The 24,261-nt window shown below is 70.2% G+C and carries 24 protein-coding genes; 10 read left to right on the plus strand and 14 right to left on the minus strand.

Features of this window, described 5'->3' with window-relative positions; translation table 11 throughout:
• Positions 1 to 7: 7 nt before the first annotated feature.
• Positions 8 to 2,059 (minus strand): thioredoxin domain-containing protein, encoded by a 2,052-nt coding sequence (locus ACH4S8_RS17985; protein WP_398394913.1) that lies wholly within the window; start codon positions 2,057 to 2,059, stop codon positions 8 to 10.
• A 154-nt stretch (positions 2,060 to 2,213) separates the two neighbouring features.
• Positions 2,214 to 3,869 carry a recombinase family protein gene (locus ACH4S8_RS17990; RefSeq protein WP_398394915.1) on the minus strand — a complete coding sequence of 552 codons (1,656 nt, stop codon included), beginning with the start codon at positions 3,867 to 3,869 and terminating at the stop codon, positions 2,214 to 2,216.
• A 198-nt stretch (positions 3,870 to 4,067) separates the two neighbouring features.
• Between ACH4S8_RS17990 and ACH4S8_RS17995 the strand changes: the two genes are divergently transcribed.
• Complete coding sequence (locus ACH4S8_RS17995) at positions 4,068 to 7,262, plus strand: tetratricopeptide repeat protein (RefSeq protein ID WP_398394917.1); 3,195 nt, start codon at positions 4,068 to 4,070, stop codon at positions 7,260 to 7,262.
• Between the two features lie 214 nt (positions 7,263 to 7,476).
• On the opposite strand, the gene ACH4S8_RS18000 is transcribed toward ACH4S8_RS17995, so the two are convergent.
• Positions 7,477 to 7,728 carry a hypothetical protein gene (locus tag ACH4S8_RS18000; RefSeq protein ID WP_398394919.1) on the minus strand — a complete coding sequence of 84 codons (252 nt, stop codon included), beginning with the start codon at positions 7,726 to 7,728 and terminating at the stop codon, positions 7,477 to 7,479.
• On the minus strand, positions 7,721 to 8,581 hold the full coding sequence (gene mca / locus ACH4S8_RS18005; RefSeq protein ID WP_398395073.1) for a mycothiol conjugate amidase Mca: 861 nt from the start codon (positions 8,579 to 8,581) through the stop codon (positions 7,721 to 7,723). The genes ACH4S8_RS18000 and mca overlap by 8 nt, the downstream gene beginning before the upstream one ends.
• A 172-nt stretch (positions 8,582 to 8,753) precedes the next feature.
• Between mca and ACH4S8_RS18010 the strand changes: the two genes are divergently transcribed.
• Together ACH4S8_RS18010 and greA are read left to right on the plus strand one after the other, a co-directional pair.
• A complete protein-coding gene (locus ACH4S8_RS18010) occupies positions 8,754 to 9,155 on the plus strand; it encodes a DUF4307 domain-containing protein (RefSeq protein WP_398394921.1) in 402 nt (133 codons plus the stop codon).
• Between the two features lie 210 nt (positions 9,156 to 9,365).
• Entirely contained in the window at positions 9,366 to 9,863 is a 498-nt protein-coding gene (gene greA / locus ACH4S8_RS18015; protein ID WP_398394923.1) for a transcription elongation factor GreA, read from the plus strand.
• 111 nt (positions 9,864 to 9,974) lie between these two features.
• Here the strand turns inward: greA and ACH4S8_RS18020 are convergent, their stop codons facing one another.
• From ACH4S8_RS18020 to ilvA, 3 genes are all read right to left on the minus strand, one after another.
• A complete protein-coding gene (locus tag ACH4S8_RS18020) occupies positions 9,975 to 10,832 on the minus strand; it encodes an ABC transporter permease (RefSeq protein ID WP_398394925.1) in 858 nt (285 codons plus the stop codon).
• Positions 10,829 to 11,851 carry an ATP-binding cassette domain-containing protein gene (locus ACH4S8_RS18025; RefSeq protein WP_398394927.1) on the minus strand — a complete coding sequence of 341 codons (1,023 nt, stop codon included), beginning with the start codon at positions 11,849 to 11,851 and terminating at the stop codon, positions 10,829 to 10,831. Before ACH4S8_RS18025 ends, ACH4S8_RS18020 begins: the two co-directional genes overlap by 4 nt.
• 214 nt (positions 11,852 to 12,065) lie before the next feature.
• Complete coding sequence (ilvA, locus tag ACH4S8_RS18030; protein WP_398394929.1) at positions 12,066 to 13,295, minus strand: threonine ammonia-lyase; 1,230 nt, start codon at positions 13,293 to 13,295, stop codon at positions 12,066 to 12,068.
• Positions 13,296 to 13,460: 165 nt separating this feature from the next.
• Between ilvA and ACH4S8_RS18035 the strand changes: the two genes are divergently transcribed.
• The 3 genes from ACH4S8_RS18035 (at position 13,461) to ACH4S8_RS18045 (ending at position 14,918) form a co-directional block, all read left to right on the plus strand.
• Complete coding sequence (locus tag ACH4S8_RS18035; RefSeq protein ID WP_398395075.1) at positions 13,461 to 13,967, plus strand: MarR family winged helix-turn-helix transcriptional regulator; 507 nt, start codon at positions 13,461 to 13,463, stop codon at positions 13,965 to 13,967.
• Between the two features lie 205 nt (positions 13,968 to 14,172).
• Positions 14,173 to 14,670, plus strand: a complete 498-nt coding sequence (locus tag ACH4S8_RS18040) for a sigma factor-like helix-turn-helix DNA-binding protein (RefSeq protein WP_398395077.1) — start codon at positions 14,173 to 14,175, stop codon at positions 14,668 to 14,670.
• A complete protein-coding gene (locus tag ACH4S8_RS18045; RefSeq protein ID WP_398394932.1) occupies positions 14,667 to 14,918 on the plus strand; it encodes a hypothetical protein in 252 nt (83 codons plus the stop codon). The genes ACH4S8_RS18040 and ACH4S8_RS18045 overlap by 4 nt, the downstream gene beginning before the upstream one ends.
• 223 nt (positions 14,919 to 15,141) lie before the next feature.
• Here the strand turns inward: ACH4S8_RS18045 and ACH4S8_RS18050 are convergent, their stop codons facing one another.
• Positions 15,142 to 16,296: a cystathionine gamma-synthase gene (locus tag ACH4S8_RS18050; RefSeq protein WP_398394934.1), complete on the minus strand. Its 1,155-nt coding sequence runs from the start codon at positions 16,294 to 16,296 to the stop codon at positions 15,142 to 15,144.
• A gap of 136 nt (positions 16,297 to 16,432) precedes the next feature.
• Here ACH4S8_RS18050 and ACH4S8_RS18055 point away from each other — a divergent pair, with 136 nt between their 5' ends.
• Positions 16,433 to 17,551: a hypothetical protein gene (locus tag ACH4S8_RS18055; protein ID WP_398394936.1), complete on the plus strand. Its 1,119-nt coding sequence runs from the start codon at positions 16,433 to 16,435 to the stop codon at positions 17,549 to 17,551.
• Between the two features lie 143 nt (positions 17,552 to 17,694).
• A complete protein-coding gene (locus tag ACH4S8_RS18060) occupies positions 17,695 to 17,979 on the plus strand; it encodes a hypothetical protein (RefSeq protein ID WP_382788002.1) in 285 nt (94 codons plus the stop codon).
• A 213-nt stretch (positions 17,980 to 18,192) separates the two neighbouring features.
• Here ACH4S8_RS18060 and ACH4S8_RS18065 read toward each other — a convergent pair whose 3' ends face one another.
• Complete coding sequence (locus ACH4S8_RS18065) at positions 18,193 to 18,786, minus strand: DUF4291 domain-containing protein (protein ID WP_398394939.1); 594 nt, start codon at positions 18,784 to 18,786, stop codon at positions 18,193 to 18,195.
• A gap of 120 nt (positions 18,787 to 18,906) precedes the next feature.
• Between ACH4S8_RS18065 and ACH4S8_RS18070 the strand changes: the two genes are divergently transcribed.
• Positions 18,907 to 19,107, plus strand: coding sequence for a hypothetical protein (locus ACH4S8_RS18070; RefSeq protein ID WP_398394941.1), 201 nt, complete (start codon positions 18,907 to 18,909; stop codon positions 19,105 to 19,107).
• On the opposite strand, the gene ACH4S8_RS18075 is transcribed toward ACH4S8_RS18070, so the two are convergent.
• From ACH4S8_RS18075 to ACH4S8_RS18090, 4 genes are all read right to left on the minus strand, one after another.
• Positions 19,102 to 19,656, minus strand: a complete 555-nt coding sequence (locus ACH4S8_RS18075) for a hypothetical protein (protein WP_398394943.1) — start codon at positions 19,654 to 19,656, stop codon at positions 19,102 to 19,104. The genes ACH4S8_RS18070 and ACH4S8_RS18075 overlap by 6 nt on opposite strands.
• A 62-nt stretch (positions 19,657 to 19,718) precedes the next feature.
• Complete coding sequence (locus ACH4S8_RS18080) at positions 19,719 to 21,002, minus strand: ABC transporter permease (protein WP_398394945.1); 1,284 nt, start codon at positions 21,000 to 21,002, stop codon at positions 19,719 to 19,721.
• Complete coding sequence (locus tag ACH4S8_RS18085; protein ID WP_398394947.1) at positions 20,996 to 21,691, minus strand: ATP-binding cassette domain-containing protein; 696 nt, start codon at positions 21,689 to 21,691, stop codon at positions 20,996 to 20,998. Before ACH4S8_RS18085 ends, ACH4S8_RS18080 begins: the two co-directional genes overlap by 7 nt.
• A 142-nt stretch (positions 21,692 to 21,833) precedes the next feature.
• Positions 21,834 to 22,139, minus strand: a complete 306-nt coding sequence (locus ACH4S8_RS18090) for a hypothetical protein (protein ID WP_398394949.1) — start codon at positions 22,137 to 22,139, stop codon at positions 21,834 to 21,836.
• A 771-nt stretch (positions 22,140 to 22,910) separates the two neighbouring features.
• Here ACH4S8_RS18090 and ACH4S8_RS18095 point away from each other — a divergent pair.
• A complete protein-coding gene (locus ACH4S8_RS18095) occupies positions 22,911 to 23,480 on the plus strand; it encodes a DUF4232 domain-containing protein (RefSeq protein ID WP_398394951.1) in 570 nt (189 codons plus the stop codon).
• 138 nt (positions 23,481 to 23,618) lie between these two features.
• Here ACH4S8_RS18095 and ACH4S8_RS18100 read toward each other — a convergent pair whose 3' ends face one another.
• A complete protein-coding gene (locus ACH4S8_RS18100; RefSeq protein WP_398394954.1) occupies positions 23,619 to 24,155 on the minus strand; it encodes a hypothetical protein in 537 nt (178 codons plus the stop codon).
• Positions 24,156 to 24,261 lie beyond the last annotated feature (106 nt).

Below are 24,261 nucleotides of genomic sequence, written 5' to 3' on the forward strand. Positions count from 1 at the left end.
TTGGGACCTACGCTTTCCGGCCGTTCAGCGCCACGCGGAGCCGGTCGGGATCGGTCACCGGGACATCGCAGACGAAGTTACGGCAGACGTACGCGGCCGGTTTCCCGTCCACCAGCGGACGGCCGGAAAGGAGCGGCAGCTCGTCGCTCTCCGGCGTCCCCACCGCCACCACGGCACCCGGCGCGGTGCCCAGAAGCGCCGTCCGCCCGAGGGTCGTCGTGGCCGGATCACCCGCCTCGCCCACCACCGCGACCTCCCGGGGACCGTCGAGCAGCGCCTCGGCCACCGCGAGCCCCCACCCGATGAAGCGGGGCGCCCGGGGTCCGAGCGCCTTCACCACACCGAGCGCCCGCTCGGCGGCGGTGCGATGGGGCTCCGCGCCGGTCTGCGCGCCGTACGACAGCAGCGCCCCGGCCGCCGCGCTCCACCCCGAGGGCGTGGCGTTGTCGGTGGGGTCCTGCGGACGGCGGATCAGCCGCTCCGCGTCGGCCGCCGTGTCGTACAGCGCACCGGACTCGGCGTCCGTGAACTGCGCGAGGACGTGGTCGAGCAGGAACCCGGCGAACTCCAGCCAGACCCCCTCCCCGGTCACGGACGTCAGCGCGAGGAAGCCCTCGGCGACGTCCGCGTAGTCCTCCAGCACCCCAGCGTGGGCGCCCGCCCGCCCGTCCTTGCTCGTACGCACCAGCCGCGCCCGGTCGTCCATGTGCAGCCGTACGAGCAGGTCGGCGGCGCCGATCGCGGCCTCCACCAGGTCGGGGCGGTCGAAGTAGGCGCCGGTCTCGGCGAGGGCGGCCACGGCGAGCCCGTTCCAGGCGGCGACCACCTTGTCGTCGCGCCCCGGCGCCGGCCGCCCGGCCCGCGCGGCCAGCAGGCGCTCCCGCACGGAGGCGATCCGGTCCGCGTCGAAGACCCCCTCCGCCTGCGGAAGCTGGAGCACGGAGGCACCCTCCTCGAAGGTGCCCTCCTCGGTCACCCCGAAGTACTGCGCGGCGAGCTCGGCGTCCGCGTCGCCGAGCACCTCGCGCAACTGCTCCGGCGTCCACACGTAGTACGCGCCCTCGACGTGCCGGCCGGTGCCGTCGTCGCTGTCGGCGTCGAGCGCGGAGGCGAACCCGCCCTCCTGGGTGCGCAGTTCACGCACCATGAAGTCCGCCGTCTCCAGCGCCACCCGCCGGGCGAGCCCGGACCCCGTGGAACGCCACAGATGGGCGTAGGCCCGGCACAGGAGCGCGTTGTCGTAGAGCATCTTCTCGAAGTGCGGGACCAGAGGTCCACCCGGCCGCTGCCGCAGGACGTAGCGGTGGAACCCGCCGCCCAACTGGTCGAAGAGGCTCGAGCGCGCCATGGCGTCGCGGATTCCCTCGGCCATCTCCAGGGCGGCCTCGGATTGTGTCCGGGCGTGATGCCTCAACAGGAATTCGATCACCATGCTCGGCGGGAACTTCGTGTCCCCACCGCCCAGCCAGCCGCTGGCCGGGTCGTAGTCCCGAGTGATTCCCAGCAGTGCCTGCGAAAGCTCGCTCTCCCCCGGAAGACCGCCCGCACCGTGATCCAGTTCCCGCCCCGCCAGGTCACGAGTGATCTTCTCGGCGACTTCCCCGACCTCGTCACGTCTGCTCGCCCATGCGCCGTGAACGCCTTCGAGCACCTGGCGGAAGGACGGCGACCCATGGCGGGGCTCGGGCGGGAAGTACGTACCGAAGTAGAAGGGCTCGCCTTGGGCGGTCATGAACACGGACATGGGCCAGCCGCCCTGTCCGGTCGCGGCCTGTACCGCCTCCATGTAGACAGCATCGACGTCGGGCCGCTCCTCACGGTCCACCTTGATGTTGACGAAGTGCTCATTCATGTAGGCCGCTGTCGTCTCGTCCTCGAAGCTCTCGTGAGCGAGAACATGACACCAGTGACAAGCGCTGTAGCCCACGCTCAGGAAGACCGGCACATCACGCCTTCGCGCCTCCTCGAAAGCGGCGGGCTCCCACTGCCACCAGTCGACGGGATTGTCCGCATGCTGAAGCAGGTACGGGGATGTCGCGTGCGCAAGTCGGTTGGCCATGCTTCCATCCTTACGCACACGGCAGAACCACGCCCACGTGCCACGTGGGTACGGCGATGACCTCTGCTCTCCGAGGCCTTGCGCCGGTCCTGTCACCCATTTCCGCAGGAGCGCTTTCCCCGAGCCGAGCGCACGAGTCGGCTTCCGCTCGGCCTCACGAACCGATGAGGACGGTCTTCTTCGAGATCCAGTCGAATTCGAGGCGCTCCAGGATCGGGGTGTGATCACCTTGCCGGACGGCCGGCCTGACCGTCACACCCTTGGGTCCGAGGGTGCACTTGAGAAGCATCCGCCTGTCCGCCATGTCCGCCGCGTCCCATGCTTCACGCAGACTTTCGATCGTCACCGGCGACAGGGCGGCCTCCGCGTCCAGAACGTCAAGGGTCCTGGCCATGCTCTCGATGACGGTGCGCTGCCCCTCGCTGAGCTCCTCGAAGCGCTCCTCGTCCATCTTCCCGTATACGTAGAAGTCGTCTTCGAGCTTCCTCACCCGCTGGTGCGCGGCTTCGAGCGCCCTCTGAGCTTCACTCTTGCGCAGCTGTGTCTCGGGATTCGTGAACGCCAGCCACCGGCGCGCCAGTTCGACGGCCACAGGATCATCGGGTTCAAGGGCGGCGACATGGTCGACCCATGCCTGTCCGACAGCCCTGTCGATGCGATCGGCGAGGGTCACGACACCGCGGCAGACCGAACTGCCGCGTGTCTGGCGCACCTCGCACCGATAGCGCCCGCCACGATGACTCATCGGTCCACCGCACGGCTCCCCCTTCCCGGTGCCGTTCTCTTCACGGATCCGGCCACACCGGTAGCTACCTGTTCCCAGGTATTTCGCTTCAGGCTTCCCCTTCGCCCACCGCGTGTCGGTCCGCCCGGCGATGAGCGCCTTGATCCTGAACCACTCCGCAGAGGTCACCACGCCCGTGCCGCACAGAACGATCTCGCCCACGCCGTTGCGCAATGGCTCGCCGTACCCCTCCCACACATCAAGGAGGTTGCCGTGCTCGTCCGTCTTACGCCGTCGGACCGGAACCATGCCCGCGAAGAGCGGGGACTGAGCGAGCTTGCTCACCGCCGTGGGCGACCAAGTGGCACCGCTCCGGGTCCGATGGCCCTCCTCGTCGAGTTTGTGGGCCGTGTCCTTGGTCGTCTTGCCGGCGAGCAGCAGGTCCGCCAGCCTGCGGGCCGTTCCGTATTCATCGGGGTGGGGCTCGACCTTTCCGCTCCCTGGCGCGCTGCGGAGCCCGAACGGAGGTCTGCCCGTGCCTCGCCGCCCCTCCGCCTTGTGCGCGTCATGGCCCGTCTTGACGCGCTGCGCAATGTCCTTGGCTTCCTCGCGGGCGCGTTCGCTCAGGATGGCGAAGACCATGCGGCCACTCCGTGCCGAGTCCAGGCCTTCGGAGACGGACACGAGCCGCGCCTGCCGGCGATCGAACTCGTCGAGCATTCTGCCGACCGCACCCATACCTCGGCGGTCGAAGCGGTCCGTCTTCCACACCCCGAGCGTCCTGGACCTGCCCTCCATGATCGATTGCGTGGCCTTCTCGAACTCCCTTCGTCGCACAGAGGTCTTGGACGCCGAGAGCTGCTCGAACCAGACGCGCCGGATCTGAAGTCCGTTCATCTGCGCCCAACGCACCATGTCGCGCACATGTCCCCGCAGCGTGGCCAGGTCCTCCTTCCTGCTGCTGCGTCGCAGATAGGCATCCATGAGCCCGGACGGTTCCGCCGTCGCGGGCTTGTCCAGCTTCAGTGCCGCCAACTCCTCCGGGCCGAACCCCAGCCCGACCAACGTCGCCTGGTCCTCACGCATGTCAGTCCTCCCACTCAAGAGAAAGAATGGGCAGGAGTGGACCTTTGATCCCCTTTTTCTCGAAATGAAGCACTACACAATGTCAATCATGGATACTGCGAACACCGTTCCGTCCGAATGATCGACGCCCCCTCGCGCTCGCGCCCCCGCCGAAGGACACTCGTAGGCAAGGGAGTTGCTGCCGGAGGGGGACGCGACATGCGGGACGGCCATCGGGCTGAGGCCGAGCGGCTGCTGGTCCGGGCCGTCGAGGAGGAGGTGCGCCGCTCAGGGGGGCGCGCGGACGGCGGCGCCCTGTTGTCACGGGCGCGGGCCTCGCTCGACGCGATGGCGGAGACGGCCGCCGAGGAGTACACGGCCTACACACGGGCACTGGACGAGTCCGAGGCGGGACGGCAGACCTTCGGGCAGCGGTTCGCGCGCGAGGGACCGGGAACTCCCCTGCTGGTGGCCGCGGTCGGCGCGGTCGCGGCCGTCGCCTGCGACCTGGCCCTCGGCACCGGCGCCGGCACGGCCGTGGGCACCGGAGCGGCCGTGGCCGTGGCGGGCGCGAGCGCCACCGTCCTCAAGGTGACGGCCGCGCACGTACCCGCCGCGAGCCGCCGCGCCGGAGCCCTGGGACAGCCCGGCGGCCCCGAGCAGCTGCGCCTGCAGTGGCTGACCGCCCTGGAGGTGCGCGGTGTCCGCCCGTTCCTCGACCAGCAGCGGGTGCTCAGCGCCACCACCGGCGCCAAGAAGGGCGCGCCCCAGCTGCGCCGCACCGACAAGAGCGCCGCGGCCCGCCGGCGCAGCGTGCTCGAGCAGTCCTTCGGCCAGCTCCCCGAGCAGGACGGCCCGTTCACCGGGCGCCGGGGCGAACTGTCACGGATCGCGCGCTGGGTTCACGCGGCCCGGGCGAGCACGGAGACGAAGCCGACCGTCGTGGTGCTCCACGGCGCGCCCGGCTCCGGCCGCAGCGCGCTGGCGGTCCGGGCGGCCCATGCCCTCAAGGACCAGTTCCGCGGCGCGTGCGTGGTCGACCTGCGGGGCGGCAGCCCGGACGATCCGCCGCTCACCACCCGCGACGCGCTGCTCCACCTGCTGAACCGGCTGGGCGCCCCGCGCGAACAGCTCCTCTTCCGCGAACGGTCCTCGCAGGACCAGCAGGTCAAACGGCTGAGCGAGCTGTACCACCAGCATCTGACGGGCCTGCCCGTGACGATCGTGCTGGACGACGCGAGCGACGCCGAGCAGGTGAGCACCCTGGTCCCCGAGCGCTCCGACAGCCTGGTCCTGGTCACCGCGCGAAGGCCGCTCGACCTGCCCGCCGGTCTGGCCGCCTGGGTGCACCAGCTCCCCGTGGAGGCACTGGACGCGGCGGGCTCCGAGGAACTGCTGAGCGCGGCGGCCCAGGACGCGTCCGGCCCGTACGACGCCGAATCCTCCGAACGCATACGGGAGTTGTGCGGCGGTCTGCCGCTGGCCCTGCGGATCGCGGGCTCCTCGCTCGGCCCCCGCACCCCCCGCGCTCTGGCCGGCGACCTCGCGGCGTACGGCCCCGTGGAACCCGTCGAGCGGGTGCTGTGGCTGCGCTACACGGACCAGTCGGACACGGCGCGCAGACTGCTGCGCCGGCTGGCCCTGGCCGGCCGGGCCTCGCTGGGCGCGGCAGCGGCGGCGTCCCTGCTCGCGACGGACGAACCCGAGGCCGTCCGCCATCTGACCGACCTGTCCCGGGCGGGCCTGATCGACCATGTGCGCGGCAGCCGCTACCGCCTGCACGATCTCGTGCGGGCCTTCGCCGCGGCCCGTCTCCTCGACGAGGAGGAGGCCTCGGAGCGCACGGCGGCGCAGGAGCGCCTGATCGTGAACTACGCGGAGCTCGCCGACTCGGTGATCCGGCTGGTGGACGGCAGGACATCGACGCGCGCCGACCAGTTCGGGCCGCAGGGCTTCACCTCCCTGGACGCCGCGCTGCGCTGGCTCGACGACGAGTCGAGCTTCATCACCGCGGCCCTGCGGCACGCGGAGGGGGTGGACCAGGCGGCGGTGCTTCACCTCCTGGGCGCCCTGTGCGACTACTGCCTGCTGCGCGGCGACCTGTACCGGCTGGGCGAGATCAGCGAGCTGACCCAGGCCGTCGACCAGGGGCTGCTGGTCCGCTCGGTGCAGTGGCGCACCGGTATCGCGGCCCGCCAGCTCGGCGAGCTGGACAAGGCGCGGACGACCCTGGCCGCGGTGGTGGACCTGTATTTCGAGGCCCATCACGACGCGGGGGCCGCCAGGGCGCTGTGCTCCCTCGGGATCACGCTGCACCACCAGGGCGCCCTCGTCGAGGCGGCGGCCAAGCTCCAGGAGGCCATGGACCTGCAGGCCGCACCCGAGCTCGCGGCCGACCGCGCCTGGACGATGCACGCGCTCGCGGCGGTGGAGCGCGACAGATCCCGGCTCGGCCAGGCTCTCGGCCTGCTCACCGAGGCCCTGGTCCTGCACCGCGAGAGCGGTTCGGTGCACGGTGAGGCCTGGGCCCACTTCCAGCTCGGCCAGCTGGGTCTGCGGATGGGCGACGTGCCGCGCGCCGAGCGTGAGCTGCGCGAGGCGCTCGACCTGTACGGCCGGACGCGCGACGCCCGCGGCGAGGCCTGGGCGCTCACCCAGCTCGCCCGCGCCCGGCTCGTCGGGGGCGACCCGTCCGCCGCGGCCGACGGGCTGCGCCAGGCGGCCTCCCGGCACCGTGAGAACGAGGACGCGCGCGGCGAGGCGTGGACGCTCTACTACCTGGGCCAGGCCCTGGAGGAGACCGGCGGCCTGGACCAGGCGGTGCGGGAGCTGGAGCGCTCCCGGACGATGTTCTCGCGCATGCGGGACGTCTACGGCCTGGCCTGCGCCCGCCACCACTCGGCCCGGGTGACCCGCGACCAGCGCGCCGCGCAGACGGGCTCGCTGCGGAACTCGGGCTTCGCCCGCCAGCTGCTCGTCGACGCCCGCGCGGACTTCCAGCGCATCGGGGTGGCCCACGGCGAGGCGTGGACCTGCCTGGAGCTCGCCGTCGTCGACGCCGGCAACGCCCGCACCCAGCAGGCGCTGTCCCTGTGCGACGAGGCCGTCGGCCTGTTCGCCTCGTACGGCGACCGCCGCGGGGAGGACTGGGCCCGCTTCCTGCGCTGCACCCTGCTCCCCTACGCGGCGCCGGGCGGCCACGAGGTGGGCGCCGCGGTGGCCGTGGAGGAGCTGTCGCAGCTCTCGCGGGCCGGCCACGCCACCCGCGACGGCGGGCTGGACGACTTCATCGAGGCGTACCGGCTGCTGCTGGAGCGCGGCGTGAACCTGGACGCGGGCTGGCAGGCCTGGCGCCTGGGCATGGTCCCGGGCCGCCACGCCCGCGACGTGATGGGCGTGACGGTGCCGATGTGAGACGGCCGGCCTTCCGGGCGCGCGCCGAAGCCCGGCGTGCGCCGGAAAGGCCTCACACCGGGCCGCCGGTCATGAATCGCGGCCGGGGCTCCCGCAGGGCCCGGGCGTCCGCAGGACCTGGGCGCCCGCAGGGCCCGGGCGTCCGCTTCCACGAAGGCCGGGGTGCCCGCGGGGCCCGGGTTCCCGCAGGGCCGGGGCGCCCGCGGGCTCCGGCTCAGCCCTTGGCGGGAGCGGTCTTCCCGCCGGAGCCGGTGCCGTCGGCGGACACCGCCTCGTTCTCGGGGTCCTGCTCGAAGGTGACCTTGCCCATGTGACGGTTCATGGACTTCATCAGACCCCAGACGGCCAGGGCCATCACCGCGAAGACGATGAAGCCGAGGACGCCGGGGGTGACCTTGTTCTCGTCGACCTCCTTGGCGAGGGGGACGAGGTGCGTCAGTGCCAGGCTTGCGCTCATGTCAGGCATTGTCGCGGATGCCCGCAAAGAGGTCGTCCTCGGGGAGGGACGTGTCCACGAGGGACTTCGCGAGCTCGTACTCCTCGGTCGGCCAGACCTCCCGCTGGACGTCCATCGGGACCTTGAACCAGCCGCCGTCCGGGTCGATCTGCGTGGCGTGCGCGATCAGCGCCTTGTCACGGATCTCGAAGAAGTCCCCGCACGGAACGTGCGTGGTCAGGGTGCGCTCGGTGCGCTCGAACTCGCTCCAGCGCTTCAGCCAGTCCCCGTACGGCGACTCCATCCCGCGGTCCAGGAGCGCGTGGTGCAGCGCCTCGGTGCGCGGGCGGTTGAAGCCCTGGTTGTAGTAGAGCTTCTGCGGCTGGAACGCCGGCCCGAACTCGGACTCCGGGTACTTCTCGGTGTCCGTGGCGCCCTCGAAGGCCACCATCGAGATCTTGTGGGTCATGATGTGGTCGGGGTGCGGGTAGCCACCGTTCTCGTCGTACGTGGTGATCACCTGCGGGCGGAACGAGCGGATCTGCTTGACCAGCTCGCCGGCCGCCTTGTCGATGTCCTCCAGGGCGAAGCAGCCCTCGGGCAGCGGCGGCAGCGGGTCGCCCTCGGGCAGGCCCGAGTCGACGAAGCCGAGCCACTCCTGCTTGACGCCGAGGATCTCGCGGGCCTCGTCCATCTCCTTCTTGCGCACCTCGTGGATGTTCTCCTCGATGTACGTGTCGCCCTGAAGCTTGGGGTTGAGGATGGAGCCGCGCTCCCCGCCCGTGCAGGTCACGACCAGCACGTCCACCCCCTCGGACACGTACTTCGCCATGGTGGCCGCACCCTTGCTCGACTCGTCGTCGGGGTGGGCGTGCACGGCCATCAGTCGCAGCTGGTCAGTCAAGACTCAATCCTCGGTCAGTCGGCTGTCGCCTGAGTAGGTCGGCTGTCGGCGCCCGGCGTGATTCCGCGCTGCGGGCGGCTTCTATAGTGACGGAATCGGGGGGCGAATAATTCCGGGGTCCGCCCCAGGAACCCCGGCCGAGAGGACGATCATGACCACGGCGAGCGCGCAGCTGCCCGAGGGCCGGTACGGCCGCTCCGCGGACGAGCGTGCCGACCGGAAGCTCAGGATCATCGGCGGCGTCCTGGGTGTCGCCCTGATCGGCCTGGTCGGCTGGTTCGGCTACGACTACATCGCCGGCGCCGAGATCAGTGCCCAGGTGATCACCTTCGAGGCCGTCTCGGACAGCGCGGTCGAGGTGCACCTGGAGGTGCACAAGGACGCGGGTACGAAGGGTTACTGCACGTTGCGTTCGCAGAGCGCGGACGGCGTCGAGGTGGGCCGCGCGGACTTCCGCTTCGACCAGCACTCGTCCCGCCTCGACAAGGTGGTCACCCTGCGTACGACGGCCCGGGGCTCCACGGCGGAACTCCTCGGCTGTCACGCGGGCTGAGCGGCGCCGCCGCCCCTGCCCGGCGCCGTCGGTCGTGGCCGGAATCACTCGGGGCGACCAGCGCCTGACCTGCGCCGATGAAATTCTGATGTCTTATGTCCTCCCCTCGGAGCCGCTGAATTGTTAGGCTCGTGGTTTCGCCCACCCGTGAAAGAACATGCTTCTGGGTAGGGCGATGCTTTGTATTCCCAGTACCTACGAGGAGCACCTGTGACCCAGACCAGCGAGAACGTCACCTGGCTGACCCAGGAGGCGTACAACCAGCTCAGGGCCGAGCTGGAGTACCTGTCTGGTCCCGCGCGCACGGAGATCACCGCCAAGATCGCGGCTGCGCGCGAGGAGGGCGACCTGCGCGAGAACGGCGGGTACCACGCGGCCAAGGAAGAGCAGGGCAAGCAGGAACTCCGTGTGCGCCAGCTGACCCAGCTCCTGGAGAAGGCCAAGGTCGGCGAGGCTCCCGCGGCGGACGGCGTGGTCGCGCCGGGCATGGTCGTCACCATCGCCTTCGACGGCGACGAGGACGACACCCTGGACTTCCTGCTCGCCTCGCGTGAATACGCGAGCTCCGACATCGAGACGTACTCGCCGCAGTCCCCGCTGGGCTCCGGTGTGACCGGCAAGAAGGTCGGCGAGGACGCCCAGTACGAGCTGCCGAACGGCAAGCTCGCATCGGTGAGGATCCTCAAGGCCGTGCCCTATCAGGGCTGAGCCCCCGACCAGCGACGACGATGCCCCCGGCCGCACGCCGGGGGCATCGCCATGTCCGCGCCGATCACGCCGATCGACGCATCCGTGGTCACGCCGTCGCCGGGTGCTGCGTCACGCCGTCGCCGAGCGGTACTTGCGGACGGCGAGCGTCCGGAAGATCACCACGATCAGGACCGAGTAGACCAGCGAGGCCCAGACGGGATGCTGCATGGGCCAGGCGCCGGACGTCGACACCCCCGGATTGGCGAACAGCACCCGGCACGCCTGGACGGTGGCGCTGAAGGGGTTCCAGTCCGCGACATGGCGCAGCCAGGGGGTCATGTTGCTGGTGTCCACGAACGCGTTCGAGATGAACGTGACCGGGAAGAGCCAGATCAGCCCGCCGGAGGTGGCCGCCTCGGGTGTCCGCACGGACAGGCCGATGAGCGCGCCGATCCAGGTGAACGCGTACCCGAGCAGGAGCAGCAGCCCGAAGGCGCCCATGACGCGGAACGCGTTCGTGCTGCCGTCCGAGCCGACCCGCCAGCCGACCATCAGGGCGACCACCGCGAGGACCAGCAGGGTCAGCGCGGTCTGCACGAGGTCGGCCAGGGTGCGGCCGGTGAGCACCGCGCCCCGCGCCATGGGCAGCGACCGGAAGCGGTCGATGAGGCCCTTGTGCATGTCGTCGGCGATGCCCGCGCCGGCGCCCGCGGTGGCGAAGGTGACCGTCTGGGCGAAGATGCCGGCCATCAGGAAGTTGGTGTAGTCGGTGGCGCTGGTACTGCCGCCTATCTTCATGGACCCGCCGAAGACATAGGTGAACAGCACCACGAACATGATCGGCTGGATCAGTCCGAAGATGACCATCTCCGGGATCCGGCTCATGCGGATCAGGTTCCTGCGTGCGATGACCAGGGAGTCCCGGACGGACTGGTAGACCGGGTTCGAGGGTGCCGTGATCCGCACGGCGTCACTGACGGTGCTCACTTCACGGTCTCCTTCTCGCTCCTGCCGGTCCGGGCGTCCTTGGCCCTGCCGCCCCTGGTGTCCGCCGGCCCGCCGTTCTCCTCGGCCACATGGCCGGTGAGCGAGAGGAAGACGTCGTCGAGGGTGGGGCGGCGCAGGCCGATGTCGTCGATCTCGATGCCGCGGGTGTCCAGCTCGCGGATCACCTCCGCGAGGAGCTTCGCGCCGCCGGTGACGGGCACGGTGAGCTTGCGGGTGTGCTCCTCGACCGTCGTCTCGCCCTTGCCGAAGCCGCGCAGCACCTCGGAGGCGGTCGCGATGTGCTCGCGCTCGTGCACGACGACCTCGACGCGCTCGCCGCCGGTCTGCGCCTTGAGCTCGTCGGCGGTGCCGCGGGCGATGACGCGGCCGTGGTCGACCACGCAGATGTCGTGCGCGAGGTGGTCGGCCTCTTCGAGGTACTGGGTGGTCAGCAGCAGTGTCGTACCGCCGGAGACCAGTTGCTTGATCACGTCCCACAGCTGCTGGCGGTTGCGCGGGTCGAGGCCGGTGGTCGGCTCGTCCATGAACATCACCGGGGGCGACACGACCAGGGCCGCCGCCAGGTCGAGCCGGCGTCGCATACCGCCCGAGTACGTCTTCGCGGTGCGGTCGGCGGCGTCGGCGAGGTTGAACTGCTCCAGCAGCTCGGCCGCGCGGACCTTCGCGGCCTTCGCCTTCATCTGGTAGAGCTGTCCGACCATCTGGAGGTTCTCGCGGCCGGTCAGGTATTCGTCGACCGCCGCGAACTGTCCGGACAGGCCGACCCTGCGCCGTACCGCGTCGGGGTCCTTGAGCACGTCGACTCCCGCGACGACGGCCCTGCCGCTGTCGGGGCGCAGCAGGGTCGTCAGACAGCGGACCGCGGTCGTCTTGCCCGCGCCGTTCGGCCCGAGCAGGCCGAGCACGGTGCCTTCCGGGACATCGAGGTCGACGCCGTCCAGAGCCCTTACGTCACCGAAGGTCTTCACCAGGCCTTCGGCATATATGGCGCCTGGCATGAGTGTTCTCCACGTCGTTGGGGAATTTTCGGGTGTGCGTGTGCTTGCGGATGTGCGCGTACTGGAGACTCGTGCACGACGGAAAAGTCATCGGCCCGGCCCCGTCGCCGCCGATCCGGACACCCACCGTAACGCGATGTATCGCGTCACTCAACGGATTTTTCCGAGTGGGACGACCCGACTCCGCGGGTGGGCTCCGCGGGTGGCTCCGGCCTCAGTCGATGACCGTGTACCCCGCCTCGCGCAGCGCCAGATTCACCTCGGCGCAGTGCTCGTGACCCTTCGTCTCCAGGTGCAGTTCGACCTCCACCTCCGTGAGCCCGAGCCGTGGATCGGTCCGTACGTGGCTCACGTCGAGGACGTTAGCGTCCGCCACTGACAACACCCCGAGGAGCGTGGCGAGGGCGCCGGGCCGGTCGGTGAGCCGCAGCGTGACCGCCAGATAGCGGCCGCCCGCCGCCATGCCGTGCCGCAGGATGCGCTGCATCAGGAGCGGATCCACGTTCCCGCCCGACAGCAGCGCCACCACCGGACCCTCGAAGGAGCCGGGATCGCGCAGCAGCGCCGCCACCGAGCTCGCGCCGGCCGGCTCGACGACCAGTTTGGCGCGCTCCAGGCACAGCAGCAGCGCGCTGGACAGGTCGTTCTCGGAGACCGTACGGACCTCGTCGACCAGTTCCTCGACCAGGCGGAACGGCACGTCGCCGGGGCGGCCGACCCTGATGCCGTCGGCCATCGTGGCCGGGTTCTCGATCGACAGCGGCCGGCCGGCGGCGAGCGAGGGCGGGTACGCCGCCGCGCCCTCCGCCTGCACCCCGATGATCCGGATGTCCGGGCGCAGCGACTTCACCGCGAGGGCCACGCCCGCCGCGAGCCCGCCGCCGCCGATGCCCAGGACGATCGTGCGCGCCTCCGGGCACTGTTCCAGGATCTCCAGGCCCACCGTGCCCTGGCCCGCGATGACGTCGGGGTGGTCGAAGGGGTGGATGAACACGGCGCCGGTGCGCCGCGCGTACTCCTGCGCCGCGGCCAAGGTCTCGTCGACCACCTGTCCGTACAGCCTCACTTCGGCGCCGTACTCGCGGGTGGCCGCGACCTTCGGCAGCGGGGCGCCGTTCGGCATGAACACGGTGGACCGCACACCGAGCAACGAGGAGGCGAGGGCGACGCCCTGCGCGTGGTTGCCCGCGCTCGCCGCGACGACACCCGCGGCGCGCTCCTCAGGGAGCAGGCCCGCGATCCGCACGTACGCGCCGCGCAGTTTGAACGACCCCGTCCGCTGGAGGTTCTCGCACTTGAACTGCACGGGCGCGCCCACCAGCCGGGACAGATACCGGCTGCCCTCCATCGCGGTCACCCGCGCGACTCCCGAGAGCATCTTCTGCGCGCCGCGCACGTCGTCGAGAGTCACACTGGGAAAGGAGTCAGCCGTGCTGTAGCTCATGACCACCAGTCTCGCAGTTCAGGCGGGCGCGCCCCGGTGGTGACCACCCTCCGAGACTCGGTTTGCGCAGCGCCGGTACGGCCCGCGCCCGGGCCGCGTAACCTGTCCCCCAACCCAGCTCCCCACGCATGAATTGAGCCCCCGGCCATGCCCACTACACCAGAGATGTCGATGGACATGACGACCGTCGGTGACACCGGTCTTCTCGAAGCCCTTCAGCACGAGGTCGCGGTCTTCGCGCGCCGTGCGGAACAGACCCGGCTCGGCGGGGTGGGGCAGGTGCGCAACTCCATGGACCGGGCCGCCTACCTGCTGCTCAACCGCCTCGACAAGGAAGGCCCGATGGGCGTCAAGGCGCTCGCGGCGAGCATGGGCATCGACTCCTCGACGGTCACCCGGCAGGTCGCCCCGCTGGTCGACACCGGACTCGTCAAGCGCACCTCGCACCCCGAGGACGGACGCGCCGTGGTGCTCCAGCTGTCCCCGCGCGGCCAGTCCCGGCTGGACGAAGTACGCATGTCCCGGCGTCAGTTGATGGCCGAGCTGACACACGATTGGGCGCCGGAGGAGCGTGAGGTGTTCTGCGCGCTCCTCACGCGCTTCAACGGCGCGCTCTCCGCCCGCCAGGCCACCCAGGGCATGCCGGCACCGGAGTCCGATCCGGCCTCCTGAGCCCGTCCGGGCGAAGCGGTGGCGGACCGCGCCCGGTGTCCCGGGCCCCCCGCGGTCCTTCACGCGCGCGTGCATGTGCGCCGGACTCTTGACCGGAAGGCGTCACCTGGCCTCATATGAGACCGGGTCCTCGTCGTACGGGGGTGCGACCGGTCGCACGCGGCCGCGGGCCCGTTCTCAGGGTCGCCCTCAGGCGGGAGGCATGGTGCGAGAACGGCGTGCCTCCCAAGGCGTCCGCCGGGCCCGGGAGTTCGAGGCGTTCGTGGCGGGCGCGGCGGGACGGCTGCTGCACACCGCCACGCTGCTCACCGCGGAGCCCCGGGACGCCAACCCGCGTGCGCGGCGGCTGCTGACGCTGGCCCTCGCCCGTACGTACGCCTCCTGGGACCGGCTGCACGGCGAGGATCCGTACGACAGCGCCCGCCGGGAACTGGCCGCGCGCTTCCAGTGCGCCGCCTGGCACCAGTACGGGAGCTTCAGGCGCCGGCGCACCTCCCCGGACCACGTCCTGGCCCGGCTCACGCCCCAGGAGCGGCTGATCCTCGTCCTCAGGCTGTACGAGGGGGTCGCCGAGGAGCAGGCGGCGGCGCTGCTCGGGCTCCCCGCGGAACGGGTGCGGGCGATCTGCGCCCGCGCCATGGCGACGCTGCTGCATCCGCCCCGCGGTCCGGCGCCGGCCGTGGTGGAGGTGGTGCCGTCATGAACCTGGCGGAGCGCGAGGCGGCCGTACGGCGTCTCCTGGAGCAGGAGGCGCCGCCCGTGGTGCCGCCCGACCTGTACGGCGAGGTCGTACGCCGCGGAGGACGCATACTGCGGCGCGGGAAGGCGGTGCGGCGGCTGCTGTGGCTGGTGCTGTTCGGCGCGGTCGTCGCCTTCACCGTCTGGGCGGCGACGGCGCGGCCGTGGGTGGAGCCGCCGTCGGAGACGACTCCACCGCTGACGGGCTGGTGACGGGTGCCGCCGGCTCGACGGTGACCGCCCTCGGCCACCGTCGGGCCGGTGACTGCTCTTCTGTCGCCGACGGGCTCGCGACCGCCCTCCGCCGCCGACCGGCTCGTCACCGTCCTCCGCCGCCGACGCGCTCGTGACCACCGTGCCCCGCCCCCGTGCCCCGCCGCTCCCGTCCGCGGACCGGCGGGCCGGTCCGCGGACGGGGCGAGGACGGTTCTCCGGCTCAGCCCAGGGCCTGCTGCAGGTCCTGGAGGAGATCGTCGATGTTCTCGATGCCCACGGAGATGCGGACCAGGTCGGCGGGAACCTCCAGCGCCGAACCGGCGGCCGAGGCGTGCGTCATGCGTCCCGGGTGCTCGATCAGGGACTCGACCCCGCCGAGCGACTCACCGAGCGTGAACACCTTGGCCCGGTTGCAGACCTCGACGGCCGCCTCCTCGCCGCCCTCGACCTGGAAGGACACCATGCCGCCGAACGCCCGCATCTGCTTGGCGGCGATCTCGTGACCGGGGTGCTCCGGGAGGCCCGGGTACAGGACGCGCGTCACGCGCGCGTGCCGGGTGAGCATCTCGGCGATCCGGCCCGCGTTCTCGCTGTGCCGGTCCATGCGCACGGAGAGCGTCTTGGTGCCGCGCAGCACCAGCCAGGAGTCGAAGGGCCCGGCGACCGCGCCCATCGCGTTCTGGTGGTACGCCAGCTCCTCGCCGAGTTCCTGGTCGCCGGTGATCAGGGCACCGCCCACGACGTCCGAGTGGCCACCCATGTACTTGGTCAGGGAGTGCACGACGACGTCCGCGCCGAGCGCGAGCGGCTGCTGGAGGTAGGGGGTCGCGAAGGTGTTGTCGACGACGAGCCGGGCGCCCGCCTCGCGCGCGATCTGCGCGACCACGGCGATGTCCGTGATGCCGAGGAGGGGGTTGGAGGGCGTCTCGACCCAGATCACCTTGGTCTTCGGGGTCAGGGCGGCCCGTACCGACTCGGGGTCGCTGGTGTCGGCCACCGACCATTCCACGCCCCAGCGGGAGACGACCTTGGCGAAGAGCCGGAAGGTGCCGCCGTACGCGTCGTTGGGGATCACCACGTGGTCACCGGGGCTGAGCAGCGTACGCAACAGGCAGTCCTCGGCCGCCAGTCCCGACGCGAACGCGAGCCCGCGGCGACCGCCCTCCAGGGCCGCGAGGTTCTCTTCCAGTGCGGTCCTGGTGGGGTTGGCGCTGCGGCTGTACTCGTAGCCGCCGCGCAGTCCGCCGACGCCGTCCTGCTTGTAGGTCGAGACCTGGTAGATCGGCGGGACGACCGCTCCGGTGAGGGGGTCGGCGGTGTTGCCCGCGTGGATCGCGATCGTCTCGAAATGCTGACTGATGTGCCTGTCGCTCATGGGTCCCGAGCGTAGTGCTCCCCGGGAGCCGATGACGGCCTACGCTCTGGCGGCGAGGACGGGCTTCGCGCAGAGCGTGACGAGCACGACGGGACCGGGTTGGCCAATTGTCGGACCCGTCTGGTTCGCTTGACCCATGGTGATTCTCTGGGTCCTGATGGCGCTGGCCATGTTCAGCATGGTCCTGCTGCCGGTGTACCGGCGCAGGAGCACGGGTATACAGCTCGTCACGCCCGACGACCCGGACGCCGCGGACCCGGCGAACTACGGATTCCTGCGCCAGGAGGAGCTGGACATCCGCATGCCGGGCCCGGACGAGGACCTGCTGAACGTCCTGGACATGGTGCAGCGGACCCAGGACCACCGCGCGGCCTCGCAGCTGCTGGCCGGCACCGAGAGCGAGGGCGAGACGCGCTGGCAGCGGGTGCAGGCCTTCGCGGGCGCCGCGTCGCTGGAGCTTCAGCAGCGCCCCGGCGGGGTCAGTGAGACTCCGGGCGGCCAGTGGCTGCGCGTGTGGCGTGCCGAGGCCCCCAAGGACGCGGGCGGCGCCGCGGTGCACGCCGAGTTCCTGGTGCAGCAGGCCTGGCGGACGTCGACGCCGGGGACCGACGACTTCCGGATCATCATGGAGGAGGCGCGGACCGCGTGCGGCGACGCGGCGCTGCTGTCCCCCGGTGACCCGATCCCGTACATCATCGAGCTGTCGGTGGCCCGTGGACTCGGTTACTCCCGGCCGGAGTTCGAGAAGCTCTGGCTGAAGATCCTGGACCGCGCGCCCTCCCACATGGGCGCGCATCTGGCGGCCCTGCACTACTGGTGCGAGAAGTGGCACGGCTCGCGGGAGACGGCACAGGCGTTCGCGGAGGCCGCGGCGGCCCGCGCGCCGCAGGGCTCCCTCCTCGCGGCGATGCCGCTCTTCGCGGTCTTCGAGCACCTTCCCGAGGTGAACCTGGTCCGCAGCTTCTACCAGAGCGAGGTCGTGACCAAGGCGGTCCACGGCGCGCTGTACGCGGTCCACGCGGCCCGTCCCGACGACCCGATGCTCGCCCACGTACGCCACCTGCTGGTCTGCTTCCTGGTCCGCGGCGAGCGCTGGTCCGAGGCGATGGACCAGCTGGTGCACGTGGACGGCCACGTCGGCGCCCTGCCCTGGACCCTGAGCTCCGACCCGGCCTCCGACTACGCGATCTACCGCGCCCTGGCGGTGGCGGGCTACGAGGCGAACGGCGGAAACCCGGCCACGCTGCCGCACTGACGGCGGCGAGGGGGCAGCCGCCGTTCGGATCACCCGAGGCGGCCCTTCAGGTGACTGCCGGACGCCTCATGAGCCAGGCAGCCGTCGCCGGGGTACGACGTCTCAGCAGAGAACGAACCCGGAACGCCGTGAGGAGCTTGGCGATGTACGCAGCAGTCCGGCGGTACGAAGGGGTGACCGATTCGGCCGAGGCGGCACGTCTCGTGAACGAGGGGTTCGTGGCGCTCATGCGCCAGGTCTCCGGCTTCGTGGCCTACTACTGGATCGATGCCGGGGACGGAGTGATGGTCTCGACCAGCGTCTTCCAGGACCGGGCCGGTGCCGAGGAATCGATCTCGAGGGCTGCGGACTTCGTGCGGGACAACCTTGCGTCACTGCTCCCCAACCCTCCCCAGGTCATGGCCGGCGAGGTGGTGGCTTCCGCATGACAGCGGTTCGGACCGGCCGCACGAAGCCCCCAGGGCTGTACCGGCCCGCAGCGCCCACGTGGTCGCCCTTCACCGCGTTGATCCCGCGAGGCGCGTCGGCCGCAAAGAGGACGGTGAACCCGGCTTGACATGGATCATCAAGCCGCGTTCGCAGACTTGTGCCGCCGCCATGTGACCCGTGGGTGATGCCGGCGGTTGTGTCCGGATCGCCGGTCAGGGACGCAGGTGGGCCAGGAGTTCTGCGCCGGCGGGGTATTCCTGCTCCTGGGGGAGCAGGCGGGTGGCCGAGTCCCGTTCGCCGTCCTTGACGAGGGCGTGGATCTCGTGGGCGAGCGGGGTCACGTCGTTGATGGACACGATCCACTCGTCCGCGTAGCGCGCCGACGCCTCGCCCGAGAGCCCCAGTTGCAGCGACCGGTGCGGCAGGGGCTGCAGGTGCAGATCGCGTTCGGGATCCCACTGGACGCGGGCCGGTGCGCGCTTGAGGTCACGCTGCCAGGCGCTGCGATCGGGATGCAGTCCGCGGACGTAATGCGACAGGCAGGCATGACGCAGCGCCCAGTCGAAGCCGTCGCGGGTGATCTCGACGGCGAGGACGGTCTCCTGACCCTCCTTCGTGCCCCAGCCGGAGCGGTACATCATCCACAGGAAACTGGGCTTGATCCACGTCATGCGGTCGGGCTTCCACGCGGCGGGGAAACGGCCCTTGCGGGCGGCGGGTCCGCCGATCTCCGGGCGGTACGCCTGGTAGACGGTGACCGTGGACGCCGTGTGGAGCGCGCGGATCCTGCGGAGCGGTTCTTCCATGGCCTACAGCGTGGGCCCGGCCGGCTCGGATGACCATCGATTTTCGACCCGTCGCCCGATCCGACGGAGCACGCCGGCCGCGGGCGGCAGGCACCCGAAAGCAAGGGGGAGGAGCGGTTCGTGCGAGCCGTCGGGAAGGGAACGGCCTCGATCGGCTGGGGCGGCGGCCGGCCGGACGACGCCGAGGCGGAGCGGCCCGGCGTCGCCACGTACGACGGCGTGGAGGTTGTCTTCAACGGCGACGGTGTCACCTTGTCCCAGTCGGCCGAACGCACGCGGCCGGCTGCGTCGCGGGTGTCGCGCACGCCCGGACGGTCATGACTTGTCGAAGATTGCGAGCACGGAACGCAGCCGCCTTCGCGTGACAGCCGTCATGACGACTCCGAGCGTCAGGCAGGCGCCCGCCAGGCACCAACTCGTCAGGTCCGAAGCGGGAGCCGCGGTCCAGTCCCACCAGTCGCCCTCGCTCAGCCACACCAGCGGGAACACGGAAGCCACCGGAAAGATCCACGCCAGCCCGGCCCCCAGTACACGTTCGGACAGCAGCGCGAGCCCGTACCAAATGAGCATCGAACGAACGAAGACGATCCCCAGAGATGTTCCTGCCGCACCCCCTTCAGCGGCAAAGGAGAGCAAACAGGCAGCCGCCACCGTTGCCAGTGTGAGGTTCGTTCTCATGCGGAAGTAGGCAGGCCCGGCGACATCCTCGAACACTGCGAGAGAACTGGTTCGGACGGCCGCCAGAAAAACCCCGGAAATCATCGGCAGCTCACGCCGGAACGGAACCCCGGCCGACACCCCGTCCCTTACCGTGGGCAGCGGTACGTGATATCCGCCCAGGACGGCCGAGGCCACCGCCACCACGGTCACGCCCACAAGGGTCGGCCAGACGCGGTGAACCTTCGCGAATCGCGTGAGCACAGTGGTTCGCATCAGGGGCCGCACCCATTTTTGCCCACGATGTCGAATTGCTGCTCGACCCATCGCTTTTGCTCGCTCTCCGATTTCCTCACGGCGGCGGCAGCTTCCTTCGGGGCGTCCGCCGCGCCGGTGATCGTGAGCCCTTCGTCAGCGGCCTTCGGGTCTACTCGCATCGCCCGGTACTCCAGCCACAACTCGATGCGTTCCAGAGCCGACTGCCAGGCGTCACGATTTTCCACGGGCGGCCGGCACTTGGGGAAAGAGGCGTCGAAAACGTTGCTGGACATGGCAACGGCAGCTGTGCGGACATGCCCTTCGGCCACGTCGAACCCTCGGTCGCCCCACTTCGTGCGCAAGAGTCCGTATTCCGCGAAGACGTTCGGCTCTCGCACCCACGCCTGCGGAATCCGCGAAAGATTGTCGGCCATCCTGGCAAGCTCCGGCAGATACTTGCGGTGTTCAGGCCAAACGCACACACGGGAGGAGCCGTTCGCCACAGACTTGCAGAGCGGCCGCACGGATGCGGCCGAACGCTCGCCCTGAATGCCGCCGGCCGCCGGGATACCGAGCAGCGCGACCACGGTGGCCGCCGCCGTGGCGAGGACGGCCAGATAACGTGCCGCCGACAACGGCCAGTGGGAAAGGCCCCGGGAGAACTTCACCGGTACGACCACGGCAAGCAGTGTCAGCGCGGCCGCAAAGGCCAGGTGCCAGAGGACGGGTCCGGTTCGCAGCATCTGGTCGGGAGTTCCGGAGAGCACGAACATGTCCAGGGACTGCCCGAGTCCCGCCATGCAGATGAAACTTCCCAGGGCGCAGGCCGCCGGCGTGAATGCCGCCGATGGCCACCACCGGCCGACCATATGTCCGACGGCGGCGAAAATGGTGAGCGTGGCCATTCCGGTCAGGAGGTAGGACGGCCACAGAAAGCCCGGTCCGCCCTCACGGATCGACACCCCTGCGGCCACCAGGCACCCGACGGCGTATGCGGTGAAGCCGAGCGTCAGGGTGGCCCCGAGCCGTACCGCCTCCGCCTGCCACGCCGGGCGCGCCGCCACCGACAGGGCCTCCGGCATCTCGGCTCGAGAAGCCCTTCCCGCCTGCCAGGCCGCGAGGCCCGCCAGGGCCGGCCCCAGGAAGAGTGTCACCTCCTGGGAAGCCGCGCTCGCCTCGGGCCAGACGCCGATCCAGTACCGGGCTCGCCCGAAAAGTACCAGCAGATCGATGACGACGAGAGCCGGCAGAGCAACCAGAACGGGTGAGCGCCGCAATTCCGTGCGGTAGGTCCTCAGCACGCCGCGTCCACCTCTGCGCCCTTGGTCAGCACGCTCATGTAGCCACGCTCGATCGGGGTGTCGCCCGGAGCCCCGGCCGCGGCTTCGGCAGCCAGTCGGGCCGGGGTTCCCCGGTAGGAGACACGGCCTTCCCGGAACACCAGAACCGCGTCACACGCGACGCTGACGTCTTCGACCAGATGCGTGCTGAGTACGATCGCGGCCCCACGCTCGGAAAGTCCGCGCAGGAGATTGCGGAATTCCAGCCGCTGAGCGGGGTCCAAGCCCACGGTCGGTTCGTCCAGGAGGATCAGCCGCGGCGATCCGACGATCGCTGCGGCAATACCTGCCCGCCGCAGCATCCCTCCCGAAAGCGATTTCATTTTGTGACCCGCGCGACTTTCGAGCCCCACCATCTGCACGGCGGTTTTCGTGGCCTGCCCGGCGTCACGCTCCGACACCCCGCGCAACCAGGCGCAGTATCGAACAAATTCAGAAACCGAAAAAGACGGGTAATATCCGAAGTCCTGCGGGAGGTAGCCGATGTCCCTGCGCGCCAGACGCGCAGCCCGCTCGCTCGTGATTTTGGCACCAAAGAGTTCGAGCTCGCCCGAGTCCGGTGGAACGGAGGTGCTGAGCACGCGAAAGAGCGTGGTCTTTCCTGCACCGTTCGGACCCAGCAGACCGGTGATTCCCGCATCGATGGTCAAGGTCAGGTCTTCGATGACCGGCCTGTTTCTGTACCCTTGCGACACGGAACTCAGCGCCGCAAAAGAACCCTGAGACATTAAATCCCCCAAAAAGGACTGTGCGGGGGCGCCTGAGCACCCCCGCGCAGTCGATCAAACATTCCTAGACGGTGACCCTCGTCTTATTGATCTTGAAGGTGCACTCGTAGGTGCTTATCTTGCCCGTGGTGTTGTACCGCACGTTGGGGAAGGACTGGTGGTCGAGTTCGTTGTTGCAGTCGTACGTAACGACGTAACTGTCGTTGGGGGAATAGGAGTGGCTGCAGTAGCCGTGACCGGACGTCGAGTACCAGTACCCGCGGCAGCCGTACGTCCAGCTCGACTCGTTGCTGGCGCTGGCCATGGGGGCAACGAGGCCGACGGCCGTCACCGTGAGCGCCGCGATTGCCAGGACCTTGCTAGCCTTCACTCGCACTCGGTTCCGGTCCAATGGGGGATTGAGCTTCATCGCTGCCTAACCCTTCTGTCAGTGGCGCAGTGATGGAGAAACAGGGGCCCCTGCGTCGCACCGCCGGGGCCTCTGCCCGGCCCGTATTCGACCCGTCGCGTATTACAGACAAGCCGGTCAGGCCGGACGAACTTCGTGATCTTAAAAAGTCGATGACGTATCGTCAACTTTCCTTGACCTCGGGCGCCTTGACAGGGCATTGCAAAGCAGTCCGGTCGAACCGTGCCCACTTGGTCGGCACCTCTTGGACGCAACGGTGACCTGGGGATTCCGTGACCGTCGGGCAGGAGGCGACTTCCGCACTCGACCGACGGGACGTGGCCCATTTCACCTTTGGGCAGGCAGTGGTCACGGCATTCCGTCCACTCGACGGCGACGGGCAGGCCACGGAGGCCGGTGACGGACGGCTCGACCACCGAGTGATCGGTGAAACCCGGTGCCCGGGCGCCGGGTTGAGGGGGTCCGTCGTCCCGGGGGCGTCCCAGAAGCATCCCAGGGCCGGCTGTTTTCGCAGGTCGTCGGGGGTGGGATCGTTTCACCGTCCCAGGTGGGGCGGTGGCTGTTGTCCCGGGCTCACGCGGCGTCCGATGCTCTGGGTGTCGCACCGGTCGAAGTGGCCGGCCGTCCGGCAGCGCCACGGCGCCCCTGCTCACCCGTCCACGGGGACACCCCTTTCCTCGGGCACCCGGGATGCGCGTGCGACCTCGTACCGATCGGAAAAGGAACACGCTGATGAACGTGAAGTCCCTCGTGGGCCGTCGTGCGGCCGTGGCCGCGGGTCTCGTCCTGGCTCTTGGGTGCGGGGTGTCGACTCAGGCCTCCGCCGCCGGGACGGGGGCTCTCGGCGGCAAAGCCAAGGCCAAGGCCGCCGTCGCCACCTGCTCCCAGAAGGAGCTCGGGGTGTCCGCGGTGAAGGAGAGGGACGCCCGCCACCTCCTCCTCACCGTGCAGAACGCGAGCGACAAGAAGTGCAACCTCTACCGCTCCCCCCTCGTGCGGCTCGGTGCCGGCACCGGGAACACTCCCGTGATCAAGGACAGCGACGGGACCCCGGGCGTGCCCGTCACCCTCTCCCCGGGTCAGGAGGCGTACGCCGCTCTGCTCGTCAGCGGCGGCGGCAGGGACGAGTACGAGGCGAAGAGCATCACCCTCGGCCTCCAGGGCAGCAAGCCCGGCAGCAGCGCGGGCAAGCCGATCGACGTCCCCATGCCCGTCAACACGCTGTACGCGGACGACGGCCAGCTCGTCACCTACTGGACGACCGCTTCCGGCTACGCCCTGGACTTCATCATGTCCAAGTGACGGACCTCGGCCGAGGCCGCGTCCCGGCGGCAGGCCGGCACGCTCGCCCGGCTGTCTGAACACGAAGCTCCGGTGGTTCAGGGTGACCTGCCAGGTCGCTCTGGACCAGCGGGGCTCCGGCGTGCTCCGGCCCCGGGCTCAGAACGCCCCGACGATCTCCACCACTCCGCCGATGAACGCGCTGACCAGCATCGCGGCGAGTAGCCCGGCGAGCAGTATCAGCAGTCGGCGGGGTGTCTCGCGGGCGCCCGCCAGGACGCTCGCGACCACGGCGCCCAGAACCAGCACCAGCAGGCCGAACAGGGAGACCGCCAGCCATCCGAACAGGGCGCCCGTACCCGTCCGTTCGTAGCCGCCGGAGGCCGTCCGCCGCAGGCCGACCGTGCTGCCGACGGGCAGGCGGCTGTCGATCGTGGCGCCGGGATCGACCACCGTCCCGTCGTCGGAACGGAAGACGCCGTGGCAGTGCGGATACCGGTGGCCTCCGCTCCATGTGCAGGCCTCGACCTTGAGGTGACCGGACGTGCCCGCCAGGTCCGAGGCGTAGACGAGATGCGTCACCGACACCCAGGTGATGGCGGTGCCCACGGCGAACAGGACGGCGATCACGAGGAGCAGACGCCCTGTCGGCGTCCCCTCCCGGAGCCGTTCCCAACGGTTCGTCCGTCCCCTCATCCCGCTCCCGCCCCGCCCTGCCCCGTCCCGCTCCCGGACCACGGCTGCTCCCGTCTCCCACGACGTACGGCAGACCCACGAGTACGCCGAATGGTTGCGGCCGTCG

Origin of the sequence: Streptomyces sp. NPDC021080 (assembly GCF_044333225.1) — a bacterium.
Lineage (GTDB): Bacteria > Actinomycetota > Actinomycetes > Streptomycetales > Streptomycetaceae > Streptomyces.